Genomic DNA, 25,593 nt, shown 5'->3' on the forward strand with positions numbered 1-25,593 from the left:
AATCAGTTCCCTAACGCGATGCGGGCGACCGCAAAGATGCTGACGATCGCGCCGACCACGGCGACGAACTTCACCGTGGTCTGCAGCGCCAGAGCCAGCAGCGAGTTGTGGATGTAGTCTTCCAGCACGATCTGCAGGCCGAGCTGGGCGTGCCAGAACATGGCCACCAGGAAGCCGACCAGCAGCATTGCATTCCACGGCTTGGCCACCGCTTCGGTGGCGCTCACGTAGTCGGCGCCGATCAGGCCCAGCACAAACACCAGGAACCAGATGGCCAGGAAGACCAGCGCCGTGGCGGTCAGGCGCTGGTGGACGAAATGCTCGGTACCGGACTTGGCGCTGCCCAGTCCACGCGCATTCTTGAGCGGAGTGCGGTAACGGCTCATACGCCACCTCCCAGACAGACATACACCCAGATCGCCGCGGTGATCAGCAGGCTGCCGATGACCGACATCCAGCTGCTGCGGATGAAAACGGGAATGCTGAAGCCGATCGCGAAGTCCTGCACGATGTGGCGGATGCCGTTGCACAGGTGATAGGCGAACGCCCAGCTCCAGGCAAACAGGAACAGCTGGCCATACCAGGCCCCGGCATGGCCGGTGAAGCAGTTCCAGGATTCGGGGCCCATCATCAGGGCGAGCAGGCCGCCGGCGATGATCAAGGCTCCAACAGACAGGAAGATGCCGGTGGCTCGATGCAGGATCGAGGTGGCCATCTGGATCTGCCAGCGATACACCTGAAGGTGCGGGGAAAGGGGGCGTGGTCGGGTCGCCATTTGCTGCGCTCGTTTTCTCGGCTGGGCGGCGTGGGGCCGCGTTGGCTCAATGCTGATCAGAAATCGATGCAGCGTCCATTTTTCTCCCAGTCACCATATCGCACCGGATCAAGTCCGCCGCGACCACCGATTTCCTCGGGCACCGGCGGCGGCTCGGGACGTGGAGATGTCGCGGGTGCCAGCGGCGCTTCAGTTTCGGAATCTGGAGAGGGGGTTGTTTGGCCTATCATTGTCGGTCTCGCAACGCACAAATTTTAGTCCCCGTTCACGTGTCTGACAACCTGCCATCCCCATTCAGTGGCTTTTGCACGCTGGCCACCTCGCAAGTCGTCGCCCTTTCCGGCGCCGACGCCCTCGCCTTTGCCCAGGCCCAATTCGCCAGCGACATCCTCGCGCTGGCCGATGGCCACTGGCAATGGAGCACCTGGCTGTCCGCCAAAGGCCGCGTCCTCAGTGTTTTCCAGCTGTTGCGGCTCGATGCGCGGAACCTGCTGCTGTTGCACCACGATGGTGACGCCGTGGCGGTGGTCGAGCAGCTGCGCCGGTTCGTGTTCCGCCGCAAGCTCAGCATCAGCCTTGACGAGGAACGGGCGGTGACGGCGGGCATGTGCGCGCCGCGACAGGCCCACGCTGCGCGCATTGCGCAGCTGGACGATGCAACGCTGGAGCTGGATGTGGGCGCAGCGGTGATGCCGCGCACAGTGCGCGTCGTTTGCCGCGCCGTGACGGACCTCCCCCACGATGGCGACAGCGATCAGGCGCTGGCCTGGCGTCAATCCGATCTGCGTTACGGCCTGCCGCGGCTGGACCCCTCGCAGAGCGGGCAGTGGACGCCGCAGCAACTGGGGCTGGACCGGCTGGCCGCTTACAGCGTCAGGAAAGGCTGCTATCCCGGCCAGGAAATCGTCGCCCGCACCCATTTCCTGGGCAAGGCCAAACGCTCGCTGCAGCTGTTGCAGACCTGCGGCAGCGCTGTTGCCGGCACCGCGGTGACCCAGCACGGCGTCACCGTAGGCACCGTCGCCAGCAGCGCCGGTGCACTGGCGCTTGCCGTATTGCCGCTGGAACTGGAAGGAACCGTGGAAGTCGATGGCCACCCCGCCCCGGCCATCGCGCTGCTGGACGGACTGGCGCGCTGATCAACCCTAACCGCTGGCCACCAGCAGGCGGTCACCGGAATCGGCAGCAAAAAAATGCAGCGCCGGCGGATGCACCGCCACCTCGATCTGCTGGCCGATAGCCGGCAACACCTGCGGCGCGACCCGCATCACCAGCGGCTGCTCCTGGCAGTGCATGTTGACGAAGATCTCGTTGCCGACCGGCTCGATCCCTTCCACCTGCGCGGCAAACCCGGCACCGGGCTGCAGATGTTCGGGGCGCACCCCGACCACCAGCTCATGCCCCAACCACGTCTGCTCCACCGCGGCGGCTCCCAGCGGAATGACCCGGCCCTCACCCTGGTCCAGCACCACCTGGCCGGCGCCCTCGCGCCGCAACACACCGCGCAGGAAATTCATCGCCGGGCTACCGAGGAACCCGGCGACAAACAGATTGGCCGGATGCTGGTACAGCGCCATCGGCGTATCGATCTGCTGCACCACCCCGTCGTTGAGCACCACGATGCGCTGGCCCAGCGTCATCGCTTCGACCTGGTCATGGGTCACATAGATCATCGTGGTGCCGAGCTTGCGGTGCAGCTGCGCGATCTCGGTGCGCACCGAGTGCCGCAGTTTGGCATCCAGGTTGGACAGCGGCTCATCCAGCAGGAACACCGCCGGCTCGCGCACCAGCGCCCGGCCGAGCGCGACCCGCTGCCGCTGCCCACCCGACATGGCTCGCGGCAATGTATCGAGCAACGGCGTCAGCCCCAGGGTCTCGGCGGCCGCGGCCACCCGCTGCCTGACCGTGGCCTTGTCGAAACCGCGCAACTTCAATCCGAAGGCCAGGTTCTCCGCCACGGTCATGTGCGGGTACAGCGCATAGTTCTGGAACACCATGGCGATATCGCGATCCTTCGGCGCGACGTCGTTGAGCACGCGTCCGTCAATCGTCAACGTGCCGCCGCTGATGTCTTCCAGCCCCGCCACCATCCGCAACAGGGTCGACTTGCCACAGCCGGACGGCCCCACCAGCACCAGCAGCTCGCCGTCACCGGTCTCGAAGCTGGCATCGCGCACCGCGACCTGGCCGTTGTCATAGACCTTGCGCACATTGTCGAACCGCACTTTCGCCATCATCCACCTCGTCGCCTTGCCATTGCCGCACCGCCCCATGTCGCCAGCGGCAGGTCGAACGCGGCAGCCCGGAAGCGAGCTGCGCCATATCGATACAGTAGAAACATCTTGCCATGCACAGGTTTTCACATGGCACCATCAGACTGACGGCATCGGCGCGCGATCACCCACCCGTTGCCGGCAACATCCACTGCCGGCAGATCCGGCCCCGAGAGAATGACGAGTCCCACCCGCCCGTCAGGGATCGAGCGCGCAGGTTGGCGTCCGGACGAGGGAAGCGGGCCAATGAATCCAGGCCCGTGGTCGCCCCCTGGAAAGCTCCCGATATCACTGGAAAAGGCGATTGATAACGATGTCACCAGTACCTGAAACTAGAATCATGCACGACACCCTGCTTCTGTTTGGCGCCACCGGCGACCTGGCCCAGCGCTACCTGTTCCCCTCCCTGCTGCGACTGCTGGGGGATGGCCTGCTGCCCGAAGATTTCCGCATCCGTGCGCTGGCCCTGTCGGCGCATGACACCGCCAGCTTCCACGAGATTCTGCGCCCGCGCCTGCAACAGGCAATGCCACAGGCCACGCTGGACGACATCGACGCCCTGCTGCAGCGGCTGGACTACCGCGCGGTGGATCTGCGCAACCCCGAAACGGTGGCCGAAGCGGTCAGCGACCTGGCCCCGCGCCGTTGCGTGAGCTACCTGGCCATTCCGCCAGGCCTGTATATCTCAACCTGCCAGGGCCTTGCCCTGGGGGGGGCACTGGAAGCACCGAACCGGCTCATGCTGGAAAAGCCGATCGGCTCGGACTCGGACAGCGCCGCGGAAATCCTGCACGCCATTGCCACGCTGATCGACGAGGACCGCGTGTTCCGCCTCGATCACTACCTGGGCAAGGCGCCGGTGCAGAACCTGATGGCGCTGCGCTTCGGCAACACCCTGCTGGAGGCGGTGTGGAACCGCAACCACATCGAATCGGTGCACATCCTGGTGGCCGAAAGCGAAGGCGTGGATGGCCGCGACGCCTACTACTCGCGCTCCGGTGCCCTGCGCGACATGGTGCAGAGCCATATCCTGCAGCTGTTGTGCCTGGTGGCAATGGAGCCGCCGTCATCGATGGAGGCCGACCGTATCCGCGATGAAAAGGTCAAGGTGCTGCGTGCGCTGCGTCCACTCGATGCCGAACATGCCGCGCGTGACAGCGTGCGTGGCCGCTACACCGCCGGCCGCATCGACGGCCAGCCGGCACAGGCCTACCAGCCGCCGGAAGGCAGCGAGGCGGAAACCTTCGTCGGTGTCACCGCCCATATCGACAACTGGCGCTGGGCCGGGGTGCCGTTCCATCTGGTCACCGGCAAGCGGCTGGGCGAGCGCACCAGCCGGGTGGTGGTCACGCTCAAGCCGGTGACCCACTGGCTGTTCGAGCGCCCCGACCGCCACCACGCCACGCCCAACCGGCTGACCTTCCAGTTGCAACCGCAGGAGAATATCCAGCTCGGGCTGATGAGTTCGCTCGCCGGTCCGGAATGGGGCGCACTGGAACTGCGGCCGCTGGAACTGGAACTGTCGGTGCCGACCGGACTGTATCGCCGCATCGCCTACGAACGCCTGTTGCTGGACGTTCTCAACGGCAATCACGCCCTGTTCGTGCGCGATGACGAAGTGCGTGCGGCCTGGGCCTGGATCGACAGCGTCAGCGATGCCTGGAAGGCCGCTGCCCTGCCGCTGCAGCCGTATCCGGCCGGATCGTGGGGACCGGCACAGGCCCATGCCTTCCTGCCACAGGGCGTCGACCAGGACCCTGCGGCATCCGGAGGCGCACCGTGACCTGCGCCGCTGGCGCGGTGCTGGTTGCAGACATCGGCGGCACCAATGCGCGCTTCGCACTGGCCCGCGCCGCTGCTCCCGTCGCCCTGGACCAGGCCAGCATTGTGGAATATCCGGTGGCGCAGTTCCCCTCGCTGGCCGCCGCCGCCGCCCACTACCTGCAGCAGAGCGGTGCCGATGTGCGCAGCGGCGTGTTTGCCGTCGCCGGCCGTGTCGATGGCGACGAGGCACGCATCACCAATCATCCATGGGTGATCTCGCGCCCGCGGATCAGCGCGGCGCTCGGTCTGGAACGGCTGCACCTGATCAACGACTTCGTCGCGCAGGCGATGTCGATCACGCTGCTGCAGGCCACTGACGTGGTGCAGATCGGGGCGCCGCCATGGCAACCGGGCAGCGTTGGCCAATCGCGCAACTATTGCGTGATCGGGCCGGGCACCGGGCTCGGCGTCGGCGGGCTGGTCCTGCGCAACGGCCGCAGCTATCCACTGGCCACGGAAGGCGGGCATGCCAGTTTCCCTCCCGGCACCCCGGAGGAGGTCCGCATCCTGGAGATCCTGACCAGGCAGTTCGGGCGGGTGTCCAATGAGCGCCTGGTGTGCGGCCCGGGGCTGGCGAACATCCATCGCGCACTGAGCGAAATCGCCGGCACCGATCCGGGCCAGCTGCAGCCGGCCGACATCACCGCACGCGCCGGCCGGGGCGATGCCCTCTCACTGCGCGCGATCGACGTGTTCCTTGCGGTATTCGGCGCAATCAGTGGCGATGCGGTGCTGGTGCAGGGCGCGTGGGACGGTGTGTTCCTGACCGGCGGGCTGGTGCCCCGTATGCTCGAAGGGCTGCAGCACTCCGGTTTCCGCCAGCGATTCGAGAACAAGGGCCGTTTTTCGGCCGCGATGGCGCAGATACCGGTGCTGGCCATCATCCATCCCTGCCCCGGCCTGCTCGGCGCCACCGCCTATGCGATCGACGCCCTGCACGACCTTAAAGGAGATTCTCCATGACCACCGCCGCCACCTCCGATCGCATCACGTTTGTCCGCCACCATGAACCCGATGGCTGGATCGAGAGTGTGGCGCGGGAAATGGCCGACATCCTGGAACACGGGATCCGGCAGACCGGGCGGGCGCGCATGCTGCTTTCCGGCGGCACCACCCCGGCACCGGTCTACCAGGCGCTGGCCGAACTGCCGGTGCAATGGGACCGGGTTGAAGTCGGCCTGGTCGACGAGCGCTGGCTGTCGCCGCAGGACCGCGACAGCAACGCATGGCTGGTCCGCGACAGCTTTCTGCAACGCGCCGAGGGCGCGCATTTCGATCCGCTGGTGCGCGTAGGCAAGCCGTTGTCCGAGTGTGTGCACAGCGCCAACCTGCACGCCCGGCACAGCCAGGCCCCCTGCCTTGCGGTACTGGGGATGGGCAGCGACGGACATACCGCCTCGCTGTTCCCCGGCGCGCGCGATCTGCACGTGGCGCTGGAAAGCCCGCAGCCATATGCCGCGCTCGATGCCACGGGGTGTCCGGTCGCCAATGACTGGCACCTGCGCATCACATTGACCCCGCACGGGCTGGCCCCGATTGGCGCGCGGCTGCTGCTGCTGCGTGGCCAGCAGAAGCTGGACGTGCTCGATGCCGCGCTCCAGTCCACCGATGTTTCGCGTTACCCGGTGCTGGCGGCCATTGCCGCGCCCGGCCCGAAATTGCGCGTGCACTGGTGTGCCTGACGCCCTGCCGCATTGCCCCGGCGCCCTCCCTCTTTTCCAGCGGTAAGCCATGAGCCTGCATCCCACCATCCACGCCATCACCGAACGTATCCGCCAGCGCAGCGCCGCGTCGCGCGCCGCCTATCTGGGCGGGGTCGAAGCCGCATTGCGCGAAGGGCCGTTCCGCTCGCGCCTGAGCTGCGGCAACCTGGCCCACGCGTTCGCCGCCAGTGGTCCCACCGACAAGGGACGCCTGCGCGGCGATGCCACCGCCAACCTGGGCATCATCAGCGCCTACAACGACATGCTGTCGGCGCACCAGCCGTTCGAGCACTATCCCGACCTGATCCGCGCCACCGCCCGTGAGCTTGGTGCCACCGCGCAGGTGGCCGGGGCGGTACCGGCGATGTGCGACGGCGTCACCCAGGGCCGTGGCGGCATGGAGCTGTCGCTGTTTTCGCGCGACATCATCGCCCAGGCCACCGCCATCGGCCTGAGCCATGACATGTTCGATTCCACCGTCTATCTGGGCGTGTGCGACAAGATCGTGCCGGGCCTGCTGATCGGCGCATTGGCGTTCGGCCATCTGCCGGCGATATTCGTGCCGGCCGGGCCGATGACTCCCGGCATTCCGAACAAGCAGAAGGCCGAGGTACGCGAGCGTTATGCCGCCGGCCAGGCCAGCCGCGAGGAACTGCTGGAAGCCGAAGCCGCCTCCTACCACGCCCCGGGCACCTGCACGTTCTACGGCACCGCCAATTCCAACCAGGTGCTGCTCGAAGCGATGGGGGTGCAATTGCCGGGCGCCTCGTTTGTCAACCCGGAAATGCCGTTGCGCAACGCCCTGACCCGCGCCGCCACCGCGCGCGCGCTGGAAATCTGTGCACTGGGCGATGATTTCCGTCCACTGGGCCGGCTGATCGATGAGCGCGCCATCGTCAACGCCATCGTGGCGTTGATGGCCACCGGCGGCTCCACCAACCACACCATCCACTGGATCGCGGTCGCACGCGCCGCCGGTATCGTCCTGACCTGGAACGATATGGATGCGATCTCGCAGGTGGTGCCGCTGCTGACCCGGGTCTACCCCAATGGCGAGGCCGACGTGAACCGCTTCGCCGCTGCCGGCGGTACCGGTTTCGTGTTCCGCGAACTGATGGATGCCGGGCTGATGCATGACGACCTGGCTACGGTCATGGCCGGCGGGATGCGCGCCTATGCGCAGGAACCACGGCTGCACAGCGGCGGGCTGAGCTATGTGCCGGCCGTCCACGCCAGCGCCGATGAATCGGTGGTGCGTCCGGCCACCAACGCCTTCGAGGCCCAGGGCGGGCTGCGCCTGCTGCGTGGCAATCTGGGCCGGTCGCTGGTCAAGCTGTCGGCGGTAAAGCCCGAACACCGCCGCATCCAGGCCCCGGCGGTGGTGGTGGATGCACCGCAGACGCTCAACAAGCTGCATGCCGCCGGCGCGTTGCCGCAGGACTTCGTCGCGGTGGTCCGCTACCAGGGACCGCGTGCCAACGGCATGCCCGAACTGCATTCGCTGGCCCCCCTGCTGGGCCTGCTGCAGAACCAGGGGCGGCGGGTGGCACTGGTTACCGACGGCCGCCTGTCTGGCGCCTCGGGCAAGATTCCCGCGGCCATCCATGTCACTCCCGAGGCCTCGCGCGGCGGCCCGCTGGCCCGTATCCGCGAGGGCGACATGATCCTGTTCGACGGCGAAGCGGGAATCCTGGAGGTGCAGGTCGATCCGGTCGAATGGGCCGCCCGCGCGCTTGCGCCCAACAGCGCGCCCGCCGGGCATGACCTCGGCCGCAACCTGTTTGCGCTCAATCGCCAGGTGGTGGGCCCGGCCGATCAGGGGGCGATCTCGATCTCGTGCGGGCCGGCCAGCGCCGATGACGGCATCTGGGAATACGACGCCGAATACGAGCTGGGCGGCGATGCGGCCGCGGCGGCCGCCCCCCACGAAGCCAAAGACGCCTGAAACACCTGCACGCGCCCGCACCCGGCGCGCGCCATCGCCCCACGAGGAATCCGAATGAACATCGCTCCGCACCAGGATCGCGCCGGACAACTGCTGCACGCCGCCGGCATCCTGCCGGTGGTCACCGTCCACACCCTCGACCAGGCGCGTGCGGTCAGCGCCGCGCTGCTGGAAGGCGGGCTGCCGGCGATCGAGCTGACCCTGCGCACGCCGGTCGCCCTGCAGGCGCTGGCGATGCTCAAGCGCGAGCTGCCGGACGTGGTGGTCGGCGCCGGCACCGTGTTGACGGTGGCGCAGATGCGCCAGGCCATCGATGCCGGTGCCGACTTCCTGGTGACACCGGGCACACCGCACCACATGGCCGACGCCTTGGCCGAGGCCCCGCTGCCGGTGGTACCCGGCGCCGCCACGCCGACCGAAATGCTGGCGCTGGTCGCGCGGGGCTTCCGCATCTGCAAGCTGTTCCCGGCCACCGCGGTCGGCGGACTGGCGATGGTCAAGGGGCTGGCCGGGCCGATGCCCGATCTCAGGCTGTGCCCCACCGGTGGCATCACCGAAATCACCGCCGCCGACTATCTGCAGCAGCCCAACGTGGTCTGCATCGGTGGCTCGTGGATGGTGCCCGGCGACTGGATCGCGGCCGGCCAGTGGGACACGGTGCGCGCCAGCGCGACCAAAGCCGCCGCGATCGTGGCCGCCGCGCGCGCCAGCTGAGCGGGGCGACAACCACATCGCCGGCTTGCGGGCGGGCGATGTCCGCAGTGGTTCGGGACTGGCCCCCCGGCGCCCGCTTTGTCGATCCGCGCTGCGAGCTGCGCGGGACGGGGCGTGCTGGCCTCCCCGTGTCGGCTCCATCCCGTTCTGGCGGCTTCCGTATCCTGCCCGCGTGCCGAAACCGGCACCACGCACGGCCCGGCCGTCAGCGCCGGGACCGCTCGTTCTTGCGCAGCGCCGCCGGAATCTCGATCTCCACCTTCGCCGGCACCTGCAGGATCCGCAATTCGCCTTCGTGCCACTGCGCCGGTTCGCCATTGATCGTCGCCGTCCCCGGCTCGCCGGCATACGGCCATGGCAGCACCAGCCCACCTTCCGGCAGCGCGATGCCCGCGCTCACATCCAGCGTCAGCTGGCGGTCACTGCGGACCAGCGAGTAAGCGAGTTTGCCGTAGGCGGTGACCAGCCCCTCGATGGCGACCCCGGTGCCGTTCAACCAGCCGTCCGGCACGCCGGCAGCCAACACCAGGCTGGTATCGAGTTCGCGCGCATAGGCGAACATGTCCAGGGTCGAGCGGACAAAATCCGATGCCACCCACGCATGCGGCAGGTCGCCGACAAAGAACGGCGTGCGCGGGGTGCTGGAGACCACCTCGGCCCACTGGTTCCAGGCCTGCGGGGTGCGGTCCTTGAGGAAGAACCCGCTGGCTTCCCATGCCCGCTCGCGCCAGCCCAGGCGCACGAACGCGCCCACGTTGCGCCACTCGTAAGGGGTGTAATCCTTCCATGCGCGCTTGCCGTCGCGGCGCTCGACAAACTGCTTCCAGTAGCGCTCGAAGGTGTTGTCCAGATACGGCTGCGGCAACCGGCCCTGCTCGCCGCCGGGCGCCAGCGCGATGGTGGTGGAGGTCGGATCGAAATCGCCCAGCTCCACCGAGCCGGGCAGATAGTCGATGCGATGCTGGCGTACCGCCTCCAGCAACGATTCCTGCAGGTCGGCACGGAACTGGTCGCGCGATTCGGCCATCGCGGCCGCCTCGTCCTCCAGCCCCAACGCGGCGGCCATCTGCGCCGCATCCTTGTAACCGCGCAGCGCCCAGAAATCATCCCAGTACGAATGCACCGGCTTGGCCGAATAGCCTTCGTGGCTGATCGAGGCCGGCATCATCCCGTAGAACGCCGGATTGCGGTCGCGGTTCTGCGCGGTGCGCTCGCCCAGGCGCAGCTCCTCCATATAGCTCCACGCCCGCAGCACGTGCGGCCACATCCGCTGCAGGAACGCGCCGTCACCGCTGTAGCGCCAGTATTCGGCGATGGTGAAGATCAATTCGCCGTGGCTGTCGTTCTCCGGCACCGGATCACTGCCACGGGCGTCCACGCAGCACGGCACCATGCCATTGTCGAACTGGTGCGGCGCATACCAGTCCACATACTGGCGCACCGCATCGGCGCGGCCCAGCCGCAGCAGCCCTTCGGAAATCATCGCGCCGTCGCGGATCCAGCTGCGCGCGTAGGAGCGCGTTCCCGGCTGCAGGCTGGGGCCGACCCGCGAGATCAGCATGTGCGCCAGTGCGGTGCGCAGGGTATCGGCCAGCGGCTTGCCGGCTTCGGGCACGCGCAAGCGCACCTGGTCGAGCTTGCCTCGCCACATCGCCGCCACCTGCTGCTGCGCTTGTGCGGCATCGAATTTGCCCGGCATCTGCCAGCTGCCGGTCTGCGGCAACACCAGCACCACCTCGCGGCTCTGCCCGGCTTCCAGCTTCCACTCGTAGACCAGCGCACCGGACGCCAGTCCGGTGCTGTCCTTGACCTGGCGGAGGGCCGGCAGCGTCGGCTGCGCCAGATGGGTCACCTCCAGTTTGCTGTCGAAGGCACTGGCAAACGCCACGTCCGGCGCCGGTAACGCCAGCACCCGCAGCTGGCCGTTGACGCTGACCCGGCCGGCGTCGATGTCGAGCTGGTCGATCCGGCTGACGCCGCCCACGGTGGAGAGGAACTGCCGCGGCGGATTGACCTGGAACGGCCGCACCGCCAATGCCAGCCGGTAGCGGTGCGCCACCTTGTCCGGATTGCGCAGGCGATAGCGCGCCACCAGCTGCGCGCGTTCGGGCGTGCCCTGCACGAAGCCGGTCACCTGCAGCTCCAGCTGTTCCTGGCTCCAGCCCACCGTCGGGATCGGCAGGTAGCCGTCCTGCAGGCTTTGCGTGGTTTTGACATCGGCCCAGTTGCGCAGCTTGCCGTCCACCACCACGAACGGCTCGATGCTGAAGTCGGCCTTGCGCGCTTCCAGCGTGCCGTCCTCGCCCATCAGCGCCTGTTCGCGGCCGCCATCCAGACCCAGCAGGGTCCAGTACGGCTGCTCGTCACTGAACCCGCGCGGCAACGAACCGCGCGGCAGATCGGCCCCGATGGCGTGGATGAACGCATTGGGGGTGGCGGCAAAGTCGAGCGGCTTCAGGCTGATGTCGCGGATGCCATAGCGCCAGTTCGGGCCATCCACCAGATCGAACCGCAGGTAGCGCGCCTCGGTTTCCGGCAATGCCAGCCAGTCGCGGCCACCGCTGCCGGCCACCACCTCGCGCAGCGTGCGCCAGTCGCGGCCGTCCACCGAGGCCCGCACCACATAGCGCGAGGCCTCCAGCCCCGGCATCCACTGGATCACCGCGCCGCCGAATTCGCGCACCTTGCCCAGGTCCAGGCTTACCGTCTGCTGCTTGACCCCGCCACTGATCCAGAACGTATCGGCCTTGCCATCGGCGATGCGCTGCTGCAATGCGGGGGCGGTATCGGCGATCACCGTGGTGGTCAGCGCGCTGGTGTCTTCCTTGGGCAGCGGCTGCAGTGTCAACCGGTCGAAACAGACCGAACCCTTGCCACCGACCCTGCTGTATACGGTGAACTCGACCGCGGCGCTGCGGCGCAGGCGGCTGTCCTTGTCCGGCCCCCAAGCCTTCTCGATCTGGCGCTTGCGGTAGTTCACCCGCGTCCAGTTCTTGGGGAACGTGTAACCGGGGCGATTGACCCACCACACGTTGTCACCGCTGGCGTCGATCAGCTTGAACTGCAGGTCGTTGGCCGGCGAGTCGCCGCGTACCTCGAAGCCGAACTGGTAGTTTTCCGGATAGCTGACATCCAGTTTGCGGCGCACACCGACATAGCCGGACACGTCATGGAAGTTGTAGTCCAGGCACAGCGCGCGGCCGCCGCCGCTGCCGACCACCGGCCGCAGCGAGCCGCTCACCTGGTTGGAGGTGACCAGCTGCCAGTCCGCGACATCGTCGAACCCGTCCAGCACCCGCACCTCGGCCGGCGCGGCCGGCACCTGGAAGCTCGCGCCTCCCAACAACATCGCAATGACAAACCGCCTCACCCTTTCACGCTCCCAAGCAGCAAACCCTGAATGTAATGGCGCTGCAGCAGCAGGAACAGCAGCAGCACCGGCAAGACCGTGACCACTGCCCCGGCCATCATCATTTCCACGTCCATGATGTGCTCGCGCGACAGCGACGCCAAGGCCACCGGCAAGGTGTAATGCTCCTGGTCGGTAAGCACGATCAACGGCCACATGAAGTCGTTCCACGCCCCCATGAAAGTGAAGATCGCCAGCGTCACCAGCACCGGCTTGAGCATCGGCAGCACGATCTGGAAGAAGATGCGCCCCTCGCTGGCGCCATCAATGCGCGCCGCTTCCAGCAACTCGTCGGGAATCGAGCGCGCGTACTGGCGTACCAGGAAAATACCGAACACGCTGGCCAGAGCCGGCACCACCACGCCGCCAAAGCTGTTCACCAGGCCCAGCTGTTTCATCAGCAGGAACAGCGGCAGCATCGCCACCTGCGCCGGAATCACCAGCGCCGCCAGCAGCGCCTGGAAAATGCGCTCACGGCCGGCAAAACGCAGCTTGGCAAAGGCATAGCCGGCCAGCGTGTTGAGCAGCAGCGAGCCCAGCGTGATCAGGACCGACACCAGCAGGCTGTTGCGGAAGTTGCCGGCCATGCCGGTACGGGCAAACAGCTCGCGGTAGTTGTCGCCGCTGAATGTCGAGGGCAGCAACGGAGGTGGAAAATGCGAGGCCTCGCCGCTGGGCATGAACGACACCGACAGCATCCACAGCAGCGGTGCCAGACTCACCGCCGCCAACAGCAGCAGCGCGCCATTGATCCACCAGGCGTATCCGCGCGACTGGCCGATTTCACGGTTCATATCAGGTGCCTCCTGCGGCCGAAGTGCAGCAACAGCGTGGTCACCGCCAGGATGATCAGGAACAGCAGGAACGCCACGGCCGAGGCGCGGCCAAGGTTCCACCATTTGAAGCCTTCCTCGAACATGAAATACAGCACGCTGACCGTGCTTTGCAGCGGATCGCCGCGGGTCATCACATACGGCTCGGCAAACAGCTGGAAATAGCCGGAAATGGTGATCACCCCGACCACCAGCAGCACCGGCCCCAGCATCGGCACGGTGATGTGCAGCAGCTGCTGCCAGCGCGACGCCCCGTCGATGCGCGCGGCCTCATACAGGTCTCGCGGAATGGCCTGCAGCCCGGCCAGGAAAATCACCATGTTGTAGCCGAAGTTTTTCCACACCGCGAACAGCATGATCGTCGGCATCGCCCAGTGCGGGTCGCCCAGCCAGTCGACCGGGTGGATGCCCAGATGGCCCAGGCCCCAGTTCACCAGCCCGTAACGGGTATGGAACAGATAGCGCCAGATCACCGCCACCGCCACCAGCGTGGTCACCACCGGGGCGAACAGCGCGGTGCGGAACAGCGCCTTGCACCGCGCCGCCGGGGCATTGAGCAACAATGCGGCCGCCAGCGAGACGGCAATGGACAGCGGCACGCCGATGAGCACGAAATAGAAGGTGTTGCCCAGCGACTTCCAGAAAATCGGCGTCTGCAGCAGGTCGATGTAATTGTCCAGACCGATGAAGCGCAGGTTGCGCGCATCGGCCAGCGCATACAGGTCGAAATCGGTCAGGCTCAGCGCCAGCGCCGACAGCACCGGCACCCCGAAAAACACCAGCAGCACGATCAGCGCCGGCGCGGCGAACAGCCAGCCAGCCAGTGCCCCCCGCTTCATCGCTGCTGCTCCTGCGGCGCGGCGGCGCCCTCACGTTGCGCATGGATCCAGCGGCGCTTGGCCAGGATCGCATCCACGTTCCTGTCCAGTTCGCGCACCGCGGCATCCTGGCCCAGCCCGCCCCGCACCACCTGTTCGGTGACGATGCGCAGTTCCTGGGCGATGCGCTCCCACTCCAGTACTTTGGGCGTCGGCTTGACCCGCTCCAGCTGGTCGCGGAACGGTGCCGCCAGCGGATCATTCGCCAGCGCCGGATCGTCCCAGCTGCTGCGCCGCGGCGGCAGGTCGCCGATCAGATGGTAGAAACGCCGCTGGATCTGCGGCCGCGACAGGAATTCAATCAGCTTCCACGCCGCCTGCTTGTGCCGCGAGGAGCGGAAGATCACCAGACTGGTGCCGCCGGCGATACCCGCCCCGGGTCCGTCCGGTCCCGGCAAGACCGCGGTGCCCCACTCGCCCGCCAGCCCCGGCGGCTGCAACCTCTTGAACTCGCGGATGTTCCACGGGCCGGACACATAGAACACGTAGAAACCGTTGAAGAACTCGTCCCAGACGTTGGAGATCTGGGTCTCGGATATCTTCGGCGCCCAGCCCTGCGCGAACATGTTTTCATAGAACGCCAGCGCCCGCCGGAAGCCGGCGCTGCGGAAATTGCCACGGGTGCCGTCATCGCGCAGCAGCGGATCGGGCTGCTGCAGCGCAAACGAAAGCTGCTGCTCGAACTCGTTGACCGGCATCAGCACCGCGTACCGGTCGGGACCCTGCATTCTCTTGACCGCCGCCAGCATCGTTTCCCACTGCGCCCAGGTCCGCGGCGGCCGGTCGAACCCGGCCTTGCGCAGCAGGTCTTTGCGGTAGAACAGCAGCCGCGTGTCCACGTACCACGGAATGCCCACCAGCTCGCCCTCGATCAGGTTGGTGTCCCAGATGCCCTGGAAATAGTCGGCCGGCTGCACCACCGTCGATGCGTCCACATACGGCCGCAACGGGGTCAGGCTGCCCAGCGTGGCGAATTCGGGAATCCAGGTATTGCCCAGCTGGCAGAGGTCCGGCAGGCCGTCGGCCGCGAACGCGGTCAGCAGTTTCTCGTGCGCGGCGGTCCACGGAATGTTCTGCACATCGACATGGATACCTGGATTTTCCGCTTCGAACTCGCCGATCAGGCCACTGACGACTTCCGCCTCGCGGCCCATCGCCCAGAAGCGCAGCGTCACCCCGTCCGCCGGCTCGCGGCCACAGCCGCCCAGCAACAGCGCCAGCAACAGCAGGCTGGCGCGGCGCAGACGCGCCATGGCCGGACTAATTGACCGGTTCCGGCTGGGGGGACGCATTCTTCTGCTCCTGCGCCGCGGCCGCGCGCGACTCGGCGATGCCCACCGCGCGCGCTGCCGCCGCCTGCTCATTCTTGTGCAGCGGCTGGAAGCCGCCTTCATCGCTCAACCAGCCACCGCTGAACCCGGCCCGCTCCAGCCCGGCGCGGATATAGGCGTTCTTTTTCATCACCGTCCACACGAATTCGTTGCGGTAGTTGGCGATCATGGTCAGGATCGGGCCCTGGTCGATGGCGATGTAGTCACTGGCCACCCAGCCGCGGTCCGGCACCAGCCGCCCGGTCTTGAGAGGGATGTCGTAATTGAAACTGGGGTTGAACGAGTCCAGGAAGCCGTAGCTGGAATACAGGAAGTCGCCGTAGCGCCTGTGCATTTCCACCGTGGCGGGAATCACCACCTCCGGGGCGAAGACCAGCGAGCCGATGGCCGCGGTCGGGGCGATGGTGCCGTCATCGAAATTCTCGCGCAGGCCGGCGCCGCGCGCCGAGTAGTGGCGGAACTGGCGCTGGTCACCGCGGTATTCCTGGGTGGTGTTCTGCGGGCCATCGCTGGCGGTCAGCCCCCAGACATTCTCGCCGTAGTCTTTCCACTTCATCGGGTTGTCGATGGCGTACTCGCGCTGGGCCAGCGCCGCGCGGCGGCTGTTGAGGAAGTAATCGATGCCGCGTTCGCGCATGTAGCCATCCTGGATATCGCGGAAGTCGATCCAGACATGGCTGTACTGGTGGCCGAAGGCCGGCCCGAACGACAGGTATTCCTGGCCTTCGAACACGCCCCAGTCGTTGTCGTAGGTGCGGGTCCATACCGTCCAGGCATCCGGGCTGACCGGGTGCGTAGGCGAGCCCAGTGCGAGGATGTACAGCATCATCGCCTCGTTGTAGCCCATCCAGTCGTGCTGGATGAAGCCGCTCTCCGGGAACCAGCCCATCGACACCAGCGGCTTGCGCTGCTGCAGCCAGTTCCAGTCCACGCGCCGGTAGATCACGTCGGCGATCTGGCGGATTTCCTTCTCGCGCGGATCGCTGCCGTCGTAATACGACTGCGCGAACAGCGCGCCCATCAACATCAGCGCCGTATCCACACTGGAAAGCTCCACCCAGCTGTCGTAGCGGCGGCCCTGCTGCATGTCCAGGAAGTGGTAGTAGAAGCCCTTGTAGCCGCCCTTGCCGGTGCGCTGCGGGCCGCTGGGCACATCGCGCAGGAACTTCAGCGTCAACAAGGTGCGGTCGATCGCCTGGTTGCGGCTGACCCAGCCCTTTTCGATTCCGATCGGATACGCGGTCAGGGCGAAACCGACCGAGGCGATGCTGGCGAAGGGACGCGAAGGATAACGGTCAGGGGTCAGTCCATTGACCTCGTTGGTGGTGTCCCAGAAGAACTGGAAGGTGCGTCGCTCGATATCGTCGAACAACGGCGGCAACTCCGGCTTCAGCGACCGCGGCGGCAGCTCGGCCTCGATCAGGATCACCTGCGGCCGGGGTTTTGCCGTGCCTGTCGGGGGGGTGGCAGGCTGGCACGCGGCAAATCCGCACAACAGCGCCGCGATCAGCACCCCACGTTTGAAGCCCGGGACCATCACACTCTTCAAGACCACCCTCCAGAAAACAGGTACCGCACAAACGCCGGGGAAACCCGCGGGGCGGGCATTGCCGCAGGACGCCGCCGGCAGGCGGCGTCCTAGCGGTTACCAGTGCAGACCGAACGACAGCTTGAACGTGCGCGGCAGGTTGCCCAGGATCTCGTCGTTGGAGCGCTTGCCGAAATCAGGATTCGGCACCGCCACGCCATTGCGGTAATCGCCGCGATTGGTGTTGAAGTTGGTGAAACTGTGGTCATTGGTGACGTTGAACACGTCGCCGCGGATGCGCAGCTTCAGATCGGTGCCGGTATCCCATTCCTTCTGCACCGCCAGGTCCAGCTGGCGCTGGCGCGCGGGACTGAAGTACAGCGTCTCGAAGTAGCCGTTTGCGCAGCCGTCGATGAAATAGCAGTTGAGCCCGTCCTTGCCCGGCGCCGAGGCCAGCGTCAGCTTGGCCGAGAACTGCAGCCCCCAGTATTCGGCGATGCCGGTAGCCACCAGGCGGTGCTTGGAAATGCCGACCGAGCGGACGAAGGCGACATTGTCCAGGTTGGGATAGTCGAACGAATAGTGTTCATCGCTGTTGGCCGCATTGCCGCGATTTTCCTTGGCATCGCTGTAGGTGTAGGCCACGGTGAACCCCCACGGCGATTCATGGGTGAACGGCTTGTCCACCGACAGCAGCAGCTGGGTGATACGGGTTTCCACGCCATTGTCGGCCTTGATGATGCTGCCATACCCGGGCAACCCATCGCCCCAAGGCGCACTGCCGAAGCTGGCACCGGGACCGTGGTAGCTGCCATCGGGACGGCGGTTGCCCAGGGTGAACAGGATGCCGTCGTGGCTTTCGATATGGGCCACCGCCACCGAGGTGTTCCACTCATTGCCGCCGACCGTGACGATATTGCGCATGCCCAGGCTGAGCTGGTCCGAATACGGCACCTTGAGTTCGTTGTTGATCAGATCCACCTCGGCGCCCGCCCGCGACGGTCCGGCAATCAGCGCATACAGAGTGTCGCGATCGAAGTACGCCGGATTGAAGGCCAGACAGTTGCCGACCCCCACGCTGCACGGATGGTTGGGCGTGTTGAACTGGTAGGTGAAGCTGGGGAACGCGCCCTTTGACCGTTCCAGCGCGATGTAGTCGAACACGTTGCGGTCATAGGCGCGGCCAACACCGCCGAAGATCACATGGCGCTGGTCGTTGAACAGATCGTAGGAGAAGCCCAGCCGCGGCTGCCAGGCATCCTTGAACGGTTTGCGGTTGTGGCCGGTGCTGATGTAGTCGTTGTAGTCGTAATCGACGTTGGCGTTGTTGACGTTCGGCCACGCCCGCAGCGCCTCGACGATCCCCTGCGGGGTGACGAAGTCCTCGAAACTGGACGATGTCTCGTAGTCGTAGCGCAGGCCCAGGTTCAACTGCAGCTTTTCGGTCACGTCCCAGTCGTCCTGGACGTAGAGGCCGTACTGGCGGTTTTTGGACTCGATGTTGCGGCTGCCCGAATAATCCGGGGCGAACTGCACCTCGTACGGCACCATGGCGGCCAGCGCGGTATTGCCGGCGATCAGGTTGGCGTAATAGTCGTAGCGGAACTGCGGATTGTAGGGCTGCTGCTCGAACGCGTTCAGCTTCACATCCTTGAATTTGACCCCCAGTTTGATCGTGTGCCGCTCCAGGCCGGTAAAGGTCAAATCGTCCTGGAAGCCCCAGCCCTTCTGGCCCTTGTTCTGGAAATCGGCGCCGCCGCCCAGATGCAGGAAGGTCCCGAACCGGGTCGGATTGACCTGCTGGGTCCACGCATTGATCTGCTGCCCGTTGACCAGGTTGATCGCACGCGGATTGAAGCGGTCGTCCTCGTAGGTCAGGTGGGCGTCATTGAGCCAGTTGGTGCTGCTGAACTGGTAGCGCAGGTCGTAACGGGTACTGTCGTTGTTGTTGGTCTTGCCGGACTGCACCGAGTTCGGACCGTTGCCGACATCGGTGATTTCCGATTCGGTGCGGCGTTTGCTCGACAGCTCGAACAGATGCGCATCGCCCAGCTGCCAGGTCAGCTTGCCGAACCACAGATCCTCGTTGAACGGGACGCTGGTCGAGACCAGGTACTGCGACAGCTCCGGGGTCAGGTCGGCGACGTTCACACCATTGTCGGCGCGCACGGTGCGCGGGCGTTCGAACTCCTTGCCCTCATAGGTCACGAAGAAGAACAGCGTGTCCCGCACGATCGGTCCGCCCAACGCGGCGCCGTACTGGGTCTCGCCGGAAGCGTTCTTGAAACCCTGCTTCTTTTCGATCGGGGTGGCTTCGCGCCACTCGGGCAGGCCGGTCTTGTCCCAGAAGAAGTCGCCATGGAACTCGTTGGTACCCGACTTGGTCACCGCGGTCACCGCGGCGCTGCTGATCTGGTCGTACTCGGCCTTGTAGTTGGAGGTGATGACCTTGTATTCGCCGATGGCCAGCTGCGGGAACGGATTGCCCTGGCTCTGGGTCTGGCCGCTGATGCCACCGGCCAGGGTGTAGCTCTTCTGGCCCACGCCATCGATGAAAACATTGACGCCGTTGGCGCTCTGCGCGCCGCTTTTGAGCTGGCTGGTGTTGTTGGAGCGGGTCTCGAACACCATGCCCGGCACGGTGTCGGCAAAGGCCAGGAAGTTGCGCGAGGACTGCGGCAACGCGTCGATCTGGCGCTGGCTCACATAGGTCGCCACCTCCGAGGTCTTGGTTTCCACCGCCGCGGCCGCAGTCACCTGCACCGTATCGAGCGTGGTCGCCGCGCCGCTGGCGCCGGTTTCGGCCATGCCACCGAGCCCGAGGTCGAGCATTGCGATCTGGCCGACCTTGACGGTGATGGTCTGCGAGCGGGTCTGGCCGTCGGCGGACACATCGATCCGGTAGGTCCCCGGCGGCAGGCCGCCAAGCGAATAGGCGCCACTGGCGGTGCTCTGCACGCTGCGGGTGAGGCCGGTAGCCAGGTTGGTGGCGGTGACCTGGGCCTGTGCGGCCGGTGCCGAATCAGCGGTCACCTGACCACGGATGGTGGCCGCGGTGCTTTGCGCGAACGCGGGTGCGGCGCCAAGCAGCAGACAGCTGGCCAAGGCGCAGCTGAGCAGTTTTCGGGCCGGCGTGGCTGGGGGATGGATAGCATGTCTCATGGTGGATCTCTCTCCGGGTCGCCGCCGCTGTGCGGCCACAAAACGATTGCAAGGGGGGGGAATTGCCGGCATCAGCGGCCGGCCATGGAAGAAGGGGAAACAACGCTGGAGTCGCGCACGACCAGGGTGGGCATCACGGTCTGGCCTGATGTCCCCGTCACCCCTTCGCTGTCGATCACTTGCAACAGATGCGACATCGCGCGTTTCCCCAGCCCGGCGATACTCACCTGCATCGTCGTCAATGCCGGGTGAACGAAGCGCGCCAGCGGAATGTCGTCAAAGCCGGCCAGCGCCACCTGCCGCGGGACGTGGATGCCGGCCTGGTTGAATGCATACAGGCAGCCGAGCGCCATCATGTCGTTGGCGGCAAATACCGCATCGGGCAGCGCAGCGGAGGCCAGGAGCGACCGTCCGGCTCGATATCCCGAGGCCTCATCGAAGTCGCCCGGCAATTCGATGCCCACCGCGCCATTCCCATAGGCGGCAAGCGCATCGCGAAACCCGCGCAGGCGCTCGCGCGCGTCGTAGTTCTGCCCAGGCCCGCCGATGAACGCGATACGGCGATGGCCGACGTCGAGCAGATGCCGGGTCATGGCCAGCGCGCCGGCATGGTCGTCGATACTGAAACCGGGATAGCGCGGATCGGACAAGGGCGTATTGATCAGGACCGTCGGCAGTGCCGGTGGCAGATTGTCAGTGAGAAAATCGGGGTTGGCCGTATACGGCGACAACACCAGCAATCCATCCACGCGTCCGCGCATCGCCTGCAGCGCCACGCCTTGTTGCTCCTGGTCGCCGTGGTAACTGGATATCAGCAGATGCTGGCCATGCGCACGGGCGACACCGTCGATGCCACGCATCAACTCGGAAAAGAATTCCCCGTGCAGGTCCGGCAACACCACCCCGACCGTCTGCGTGCGGCGGCTGCTGAGGCTGCGCGCCGCCGCATGCGGGCTGTAGCGCAGGCGCCGGGCCACCTCGATGACCAGCCGGCGTACCGGCTCGGCCACGTTGTGGCGCCCGTTGAGGGCGCGCGACACCGTGGCGACCGATACGTTCGCCTCTCGGGCCACATCCTTGATGGTGATCGCCGTCTTCGCCACCGTGTTGCGCTCCGCAGGGCGGGGTCGCGCGGACTGTAAACGTTTTCAGCGCGAAATGTAAACAGCTTGTTATCCGCACCCCGCGCGGCAAGGCGGGCGCGGGGCGCGGCATGACAGCCAAACTCCCGCCCCGCCGGTGGCAGACCTGGCCGGCCTACCCGAGCGGCGGTGGCTCGGCCTTGATCGACAACGCATGGATATCGGTCTGCATCATCCCGCCCAGCGCCGCGTAGACCGCGCGGTGCCGCGCCAGCGGCGGCATGCCGGCGAACGCGTCACTGACGATCACCACATTGAAGTGCCCACGGCCGTCACGGGCCCCGGCGTGACCGGCATGGCGATGGCTGTCATCCTCCACCTCGAGCCGTTGCGGCGCGAAAGCCTGCTGCAAGGCGGCACGGATGCGCTCGACCCGACTCATGGCAGCACCTTGCGGAACGGACGCACCTCGACACGGGAATAGACCCCGGCCGCCACATACGGGTCGGCCTGGGCCCAGGCCTTGGCCGCGGCCAGATCCTCGAAACCGGCTATCACCACGCTGCCGCTGAAGCCGGCCATGCCCGGGTCTTCGGCATCAACCGCCGGACAAGGACCGGCCACCAGCAGCCGTCCCTGGTCCAGCAATGCCTGCAATCTGGCCAGGTGGGCCGCCCGGGCGGCCTGCCGCTTGGCCAGCACCTGCTCGCCGTCATACCCCTCGATCACGTACCACACGCCAGTTCTCCCTGGTATTTACTGAATGGATTGCCCCCAAGTCTAGCGCCGCAATACTGGACACCGGCCGGCTCGGCACATTACCCTTTGCGGTATTGCACGTGGCCGGACTGTAGCGGCTCGTTGCGACGGCAGGCCAAGCCCGCGTCCGACGACCGATCCGCAACCCCTTCCCGGACCGCGTAGACGACCTCCCCGTTTTCACGTTGCCGCTCACTTTTCGGCGCGCGCTGTTGTTCATGTGTGTAAGCGCGCTGGCCAAGCGCGTGTGGCTCGCAATACAGAGGGCACAAGCACCTCCCGGACGGGAATCCGGGGCGTGTACGGTTACTGCAATACCCGACATCGACCTGATGACTTCCGAACTCGCGCACGACGCGAACCCGCCAACGCCGTCTCACGCTCCGCAGCAGCAGGAAATGCCGCTGGCGGTGGTGCATGGGCAACCGGTGCTGCAGATCCCGCAGGACCTGTACATCCCGCCGGACGCGCTGGAAGTCATCCTCGATGCCTTTGAAGGCCCGCTGGACCTGTTGCTGTACCTGATCCGCCGGCAGAACCTGGATATCCTCGATATCCCGGTCGCCGAGATCACCCGGCAGTACGTGGCCTACATCGGGGTGATGCAGGAGATGCGTTTCGAGCTGGCCGCCGAATATCTGGTGATGGCGGCAATCCTGGCCGAAGTGAAGTCGCGGATGCTGTTGCCGCGGCCGCCAGTCGAGGAAGGCGATGAAGCCGATCCGCGCGCGGAACTGGTGCGCCGGCTGCAGGAATACGAACGGTTCAAGCAGGCTGCCGAGGATATCGACGCGCTGCCCCGGCAGGACCGCGACACCACGATGGCCAGCGCGTTCGTACCCGACCGGGCGACCATCAAGCTGCCGCCGCCGGTCGACCTGAAGGAAATGCTGCTGGCGCTGCACGACGTGCTCAAGCGCGCCGAACTGTTTACCGGCCATGCCATCAAGCGCGAGGCCCTGAGTGTCCGCCAGCGCATGGGCGATGTGCTGGGCCGCCTGGAAGACGGCAAGTTCTACCGCTTTGAAACCCTGTTCACCGCCGAGGAAGGCAAGCTCGGCGTGCTGGTCACCTTCCTGGCGTTGCTGGAACTGGCCAAGGAACAATTGCTGGATATCGTCCAGGAAGCGCCGCTGGCACCGATCTACGTCAAATCGCTGGCCCTGGGCAACACCAACGAACCGCTGCAGTTCTCCAGCGAGTTCGACGATGCCGATGCCGACACCCAAACCGCCTGAGCAATCTACTCATCGCATGGATCAATCGCTGATCAACCGTATCGTCGAGGGTGCGCTGCTGGCTTCCAGCCAGCCGCTGACCCTGGCGCAGCTGCAGGACCTGTTTACGGAAGACCTGCCGCCCCCCCCGGGCAGTGTCGAACGGGCGCTGGAACAGCTGCGCGAGGCCTGTGCCAGCCGCGGCGTGGAGCTGGTGGAGGTCGCCTCCGGCTTCCGTTACCAGGTCACCGGCGAGGTGCACCAGTGGGTCGCGCGGCTGTGGACCGAGCGCAAGACCCGCTATACCCGCGCCACCCTGGAAACCCTGGCCCTGATCGCCTACCGCCAGCCGATCACCCGCGGCGAGATCGAACAGGTCCGCGGCGTGGCGGTCAGCAGCAACATCATCCAGGCCCTGGAAGAACGCGAATGGATCCGGGTGATCGGGCACCGCGACGTACCCGGCAGGCCGGCGCTGTTTGGCACCACGCGCGGCTTCCTCGATTATTTCGGGCTGAAGCGGCTGGACGAACTGCCGCCGCTGTCCGAACTGAAGGACCTTGGCGAGCTGGAACCGCAGCTGCCGCTGGACCGCGACGGCCAGCTGGCCGGCAGCATCAGCGCCAGTGCGGCCCCGGCGGAAATGGGCCGCGCCACCGGTGATGCGGCGGTCGACCGGCAGCAAGGCCTGACGGCCAGCGCGCAAATCCAGCCCGTTGCCGACCACACGCTTCCATCGCACCCCTCCGACCAGAATCCAGAAGCGGAGGCCGCCTCCATGGCCACCGCAAACGATGCCGCCCTTGATGGCGAACCCGAAACCGCGCCGGGAAAGCGTGCGGTGGAAAAGAACGAAACCGAAGACAACGCCGTCGCGAAGACGACCGTGGCTGTTGACGAAGCCGATCCCGAACAACAGGCCGACGCACTTACCGCCGGCCGGAGCCAAGTAGATGAGTGACACCCCTCGCAAGCCGTCGTTGAACAAGCTCTCGCTCAAGCGCGAAGCCTCCTCCGACCAGCCCAAGCTTGAAGAACGCCTGCACAAGGTCCTGGCCCAGGCCGGCCTGGGCTCGCGCCGCGCGCTGGAACAGCGCATCGCCGATGGCCTCGTCAAGGTCAACGGTGAAGTCGCACCGGTCGGCATGTCGATCAAAAGCGGCGACCGGATCGAACTGGACGGCCGCGGCTTTGTCGCCACCGCCCTGACCGATCCGTCGCGCGTGCTGATCTACAACAAGCCCGAAGGCGAAGTGACCACCCGCGAAGACCCCGAAGGCCGCCCGACCGTGTTCGAGGCCCTGCCCTCGCTCAAGGGCGCGCGCTGGATCGCCATCGGCCGCCTGGACATCAACACCACCGGTCTGCTGCTGGCGACCACCGACGGTGAGCTCGCCAACGCGATGATGCACCCGTCGTTCGAAGTCGAGCGCGAGTACGTGGTGCGCGTGCGGGCGCCGGAAGGCGAAGAGAAGGTGCCGGACAACCTGGTCGACCGCCTCGCCCGCGGCGTGGCGCTGGAAGACGGTCCGGCCAAGTTCGACGAGATCGAACGCATCGGCGGCACCGACTCGCACGACTGGTTCCGGGTGGTCGTCAAGGAAGGCCGCAACCGCGAAGTGCGCCGTCTGTGGGAATCGCAGGGTTGCCAGGTCAGCCGCCTCAAGCGCACCCGCTACGGCAAGATCGGCCTGCCGCGCGAACTGCTGCGCGGACAGTCGGTCGAGCTGACCAGCGCCCAGGTGGAAGCCCTGCGCGCGCAGCTGAATCTGGAGGAAGGCACGCCTTCGGCCTTGACCCTGCAGCCGGTGATCGGCCAGCGCCGGGCAGCCAAGACCACCGTGCGCGTGTCGCGCGACGGCGGCCGCGGCAACGCCTACGTCAACGGCCACAACACCGCCGATGAAGGCCGTGAACTGCGTCGTTTCGACAACGTCCGCGAAGAACGCGGCCGTGGCCGCGGCGGCAAGCCGGGCGGCGGCTACAAGGGCGGCCTGACGGTCAGCGGCGAAGCGGCCGCCAAGCAGTCGCAGCGCCCGTTCAAGACCCGCACCGAACGCGGCCCGAAGCCGTTGCCCGAAGGCAATCCGGCCGCGTTCCGCAGCTGGTACGTGCCGGACGGTGTCAGTACCGGCCCGAGCGGCCACCGCAATGCCGGGC

22 protein-coding genes are annotated in these 25,593 nt (G+C 66.4%); 9 read left to right on the forward strand and 13 right to left on the reverse strand.

What is annotated here, in order from left to right; translation table 11 throughout:
• Positions 1-2: 2 nt before the first annotated feature.
• Genes sdhD through QZH66_RS03685 form a run of 3 tightly spaced genes read right to left on the reverse strand, consistent with a single transcriptional unit; the run spans position 3 to position 1,005 of the window.
• The gene (sdhD, locus tag QZH66_RS03675; RefSeq protein WP_305804601.1) at positions 3-386 is read right to left on the reverse strand and encodes a succinate dehydrogenase, hydrophobic membrane anchor protein; all 384 of its coding nucleotides are present in this window, start codon (positions 384-386) and stop codon (positions 3-5) included.
• On the reverse strand, positions 383-775 hold the full coding sequence (gene sdhC / locus QZH66_RS03680) for a succinate dehydrogenase, cytochrome b556 subunit (protein WP_305804602.1): 393 nt from the start codon (positions 773-775) through the stop codon (positions 383-385). The genes sdhD and sdhC overlap by 4 nt, the downstream gene beginning before the upstream one ends.
• Positions 776-831: 56 nt before the next feature.
• A complete protein-coding gene (locus QZH66_RS03685; RefSeq protein ID WP_305804603.1) occupies positions 832-1,005 on the reverse strand; it encodes a DUF1674 domain-containing protein in 174 nt (57 codons plus the stop codon).
• 39 nt (positions 1,006-1,044) lie between these two features.
• Here QZH66_RS03685 and QZH66_RS03690 point away from each other — a divergent pair, with 39 nt between their 5' ends.
• Positions 1,045-1,914, forward strand: coding sequence for a folate-binding protein (locus tag QZH66_RS03690; protein ID WP_305804604.1), 870 nt, complete (start codon positions 1,045-1,047; stop codon positions 1,912-1,914).
• A gap of 6 nt (positions 1,915-1,920) precedes the next feature.
• Here QZH66_RS03690 and ugpC read toward each other — a convergent pair whose 3' ends face one another.
• Entirely contained in the window at positions 1,921-3,009 is a 1,089-nt protein-coding gene (gene ugpC / locus QZH66_RS03695; protein ID WP_305804605.1) for a sn-glycerol-3-phosphate ABC transporter ATP-binding protein UgpC, read from the reverse strand.
• Between the two features lie 379 nt (positions 3,010-3,388).
• Between ugpC and zwf the strand changes: the two genes are divergently transcribed.
• The 5 genes from zwf to eda are packed head-to-tail and all read left to right on the forward strand — an operon-like array spanning position 3,389 to position 9,234.
• Positions 3,389-4,831: a glucose-6-phosphate dehydrogenase gene (zwf, locus tag QZH66_RS03700; RefSeq protein WP_345783822.1), complete on the forward strand. Its 1,443-nt coding sequence runs from the start codon at positions 3,389-3,391 to the stop codon at positions 4,829-4,831.
• Entirely contained in the window at positions 4,828-5,835 is a 1,008-nt protein-coding gene (gene glk / locus QZH66_RS03705) for a glucokinase (RefSeq protein WP_305804607.1), read from the forward strand. Before zwf ends, glk begins: the two co-directional genes overlap by 4 nt.
• Positions 5,832-6,554, forward strand: coding sequence for a 6-phosphogluconolactonase (locus QZH66_RS03710; protein ID WP_305804608.1), 723 nt, complete (start codon positions 5,832-5,834; stop codon positions 6,552-6,554). The genes glk and QZH66_RS03710 overlap by 4 nt, the downstream gene beginning before the upstream one ends.
• Before the next feature lie 49 nt (positions 6,555-6,603).
• The gene (edd, locus tag QZH66_RS03715; RefSeq protein WP_305804609.1) at positions 6,604-8,520 is read left to right on the forward strand and encodes a phosphogluconate dehydratase; all 1,917 of its coding nucleotides are present in this window, start codon (positions 6,604-6,606) and stop codon (positions 8,518-8,520) included.
• Positions 8,521-8,574: 54 nt separating this feature from the next.
• Positions 8,575-9,234 (forward strand): bifunctional 4-hydroxy-2-oxoglutarate aldolase/2-dehydro-3-deoxy-phosphogluconate aldolase, encoded by a 660-nt coding sequence (eda, locus tag QZH66_RS03720; protein ID WP_305804610.1) that lies wholly within the window; start codon positions 8,575-8,577, stop codon positions 9,232-9,234.
• A gap of 205 nt (positions 9,235-9,439) precedes the next feature.
• Here the strand turns inward: eda and QZH66_RS03725 are convergent, their stop codons facing one another.
• The 9 genes from QZH66_RS03725 to QZH66_RS03765 form a co-directional block, all read right to left on the reverse strand.
• Positions 9,440-12,583 (reverse strand): discoidin domain-containing protein, encoded by a 3,144-nt coding sequence (locus tag QZH66_RS03725; protein ID WP_305804622.1) that lies wholly within the window; start codon positions 12,581-12,583, stop codon positions 9,440-9,442.
• Positions 12,584-12,600: 17 nt separating this feature from the next.
• Positions 12,601-13,437: a carbohydrate ABC transporter permease gene (locus QZH66_RS03730; RefSeq protein ID WP_305804611.1), complete on the reverse strand. Its 837-nt coding sequence runs from the start codon at positions 13,435-13,437 to the stop codon at positions 12,601-12,603.
• Positions 13,434-14,315 (reverse strand): sugar ABC transporter permease, encoded by an 882-nt coding sequence (locus QZH66_RS03735; RefSeq protein ID WP_305804612.1) that lies wholly within the window; start codon positions 14,313-14,315, stop codon positions 13,434-13,436. The genes QZH66_RS03730 and QZH66_RS03735 overlap by 4 nt, the downstream gene beginning before the upstream one ends.
• Positions 14,312-15,619 carry a sugar ABC transporter substrate-binding protein gene (locus tag QZH66_RS03740; protein ID WP_305804623.1) on the reverse strand — a complete coding sequence of 436 codons (1,308 nt, stop codon included), beginning with the start codon at positions 15,617-15,619 and terminating at the stop codon, positions 14,312-14,314. Before QZH66_RS03740 ends, QZH66_RS03735 begins: the two co-directional genes overlap by 4 nt.
• Positions 15,615-17,222, reverse strand: coding sequence for a glucoamylase family protein (locus QZH66_RS03745; RefSeq protein ID WP_305804624.1), 1,608 nt, complete (start codon positions 17,220-17,222; stop codon positions 15,615-15,617). The genes QZH66_RS03740 and QZH66_RS03745 overlap by 5 nt, the downstream gene beginning before the upstream one ends.
• A gap of 108 nt (positions 17,223-17,330) precedes the next feature.
• Positions 17,331-20,375, reverse strand: a complete 3,045-nt coding sequence (locus tag QZH66_RS03750; RefSeq protein ID WP_305804613.1) for a TonB-dependent receptor — start codon at positions 20,373-20,375, stop codon at positions 17,331-17,333.
• Between the two features lie 71 nt (positions 20,376-20,446).
• Positions 20,447-21,478, reverse strand: coding sequence for a LacI family DNA-binding transcriptional regulator (locus QZH66_RS03755; RefSeq protein ID WP_305804614.1), 1,032 nt, complete (start codon positions 21,476-21,478; stop codon positions 20,447-20,449).
• Between the two features lie 154 nt (positions 21,479-21,632).
• Complete coding sequence (locus QZH66_RS03760) at positions 21,633-21,899, reverse strand: BolA family protein (RefSeq protein ID WP_305804615.1); 267 nt, start codon at positions 21,897-21,899, stop codon at positions 21,633-21,635.
• Positions 21,896-22,195, reverse strand: a complete 300-nt coding sequence (locus QZH66_RS03765; RefSeq protein ID WP_305804616.1) for a YciI family protein — start codon at positions 22,193-22,195, stop codon at positions 21,896-21,898. Before QZH66_RS03765 ends, QZH66_RS03760 begins: the two co-directional genes overlap by 4 nt.
• A gap of 353 nt (positions 22,196-22,548) precedes the next feature.
• Here QZH66_RS03765 and QZH66_RS03770 point away from each other — a divergent pair, with 353 nt between their 5' ends.
• From QZH66_RS03770 to QZH66_RS03780, 3 genes are all read left to right on the forward strand, one after another.
• Positions 22,549-23,454: a ScpA family protein gene (locus tag QZH66_RS03770; protein ID WP_305804617.1), complete on the forward strand. Its 906-nt coding sequence runs from the start codon at positions 22,549-22,551 to the stop codon at positions 23,452-23,454.
• A 16-nt stretch (positions 23,455-23,470) separates the two neighbouring features.
• Entirely contained in the window at positions 23,471-24,394 is a 924-nt protein-coding gene (scpB, locus tag QZH66_RS03775) for an SMC-Scp complex subunit ScpB (protein WP_305804618.1), read from the forward strand.
• A partial coding sequence (locus tag QZH66_RS03780; protein ID WP_305804619.1) for a pseudouridine synthase occupies positions 24,387-25,593 on the forward strand: 1,207 nt, incomplete at its 3' end. The genes scpB and QZH66_RS03780, both read left to right, overlap by 8 nt.

It is taken from the genome of Stenotrophomonas sp. YIM B06876 (assembly GCF_030711595.1).
In the GTDB taxonomy this organism is placed as follows: domain Bacteria; phylum Pseudomonadota; class Gammaproteobacteria; order Xanthomonadales; family Xanthomonadaceae; genus Stenotrophomonas.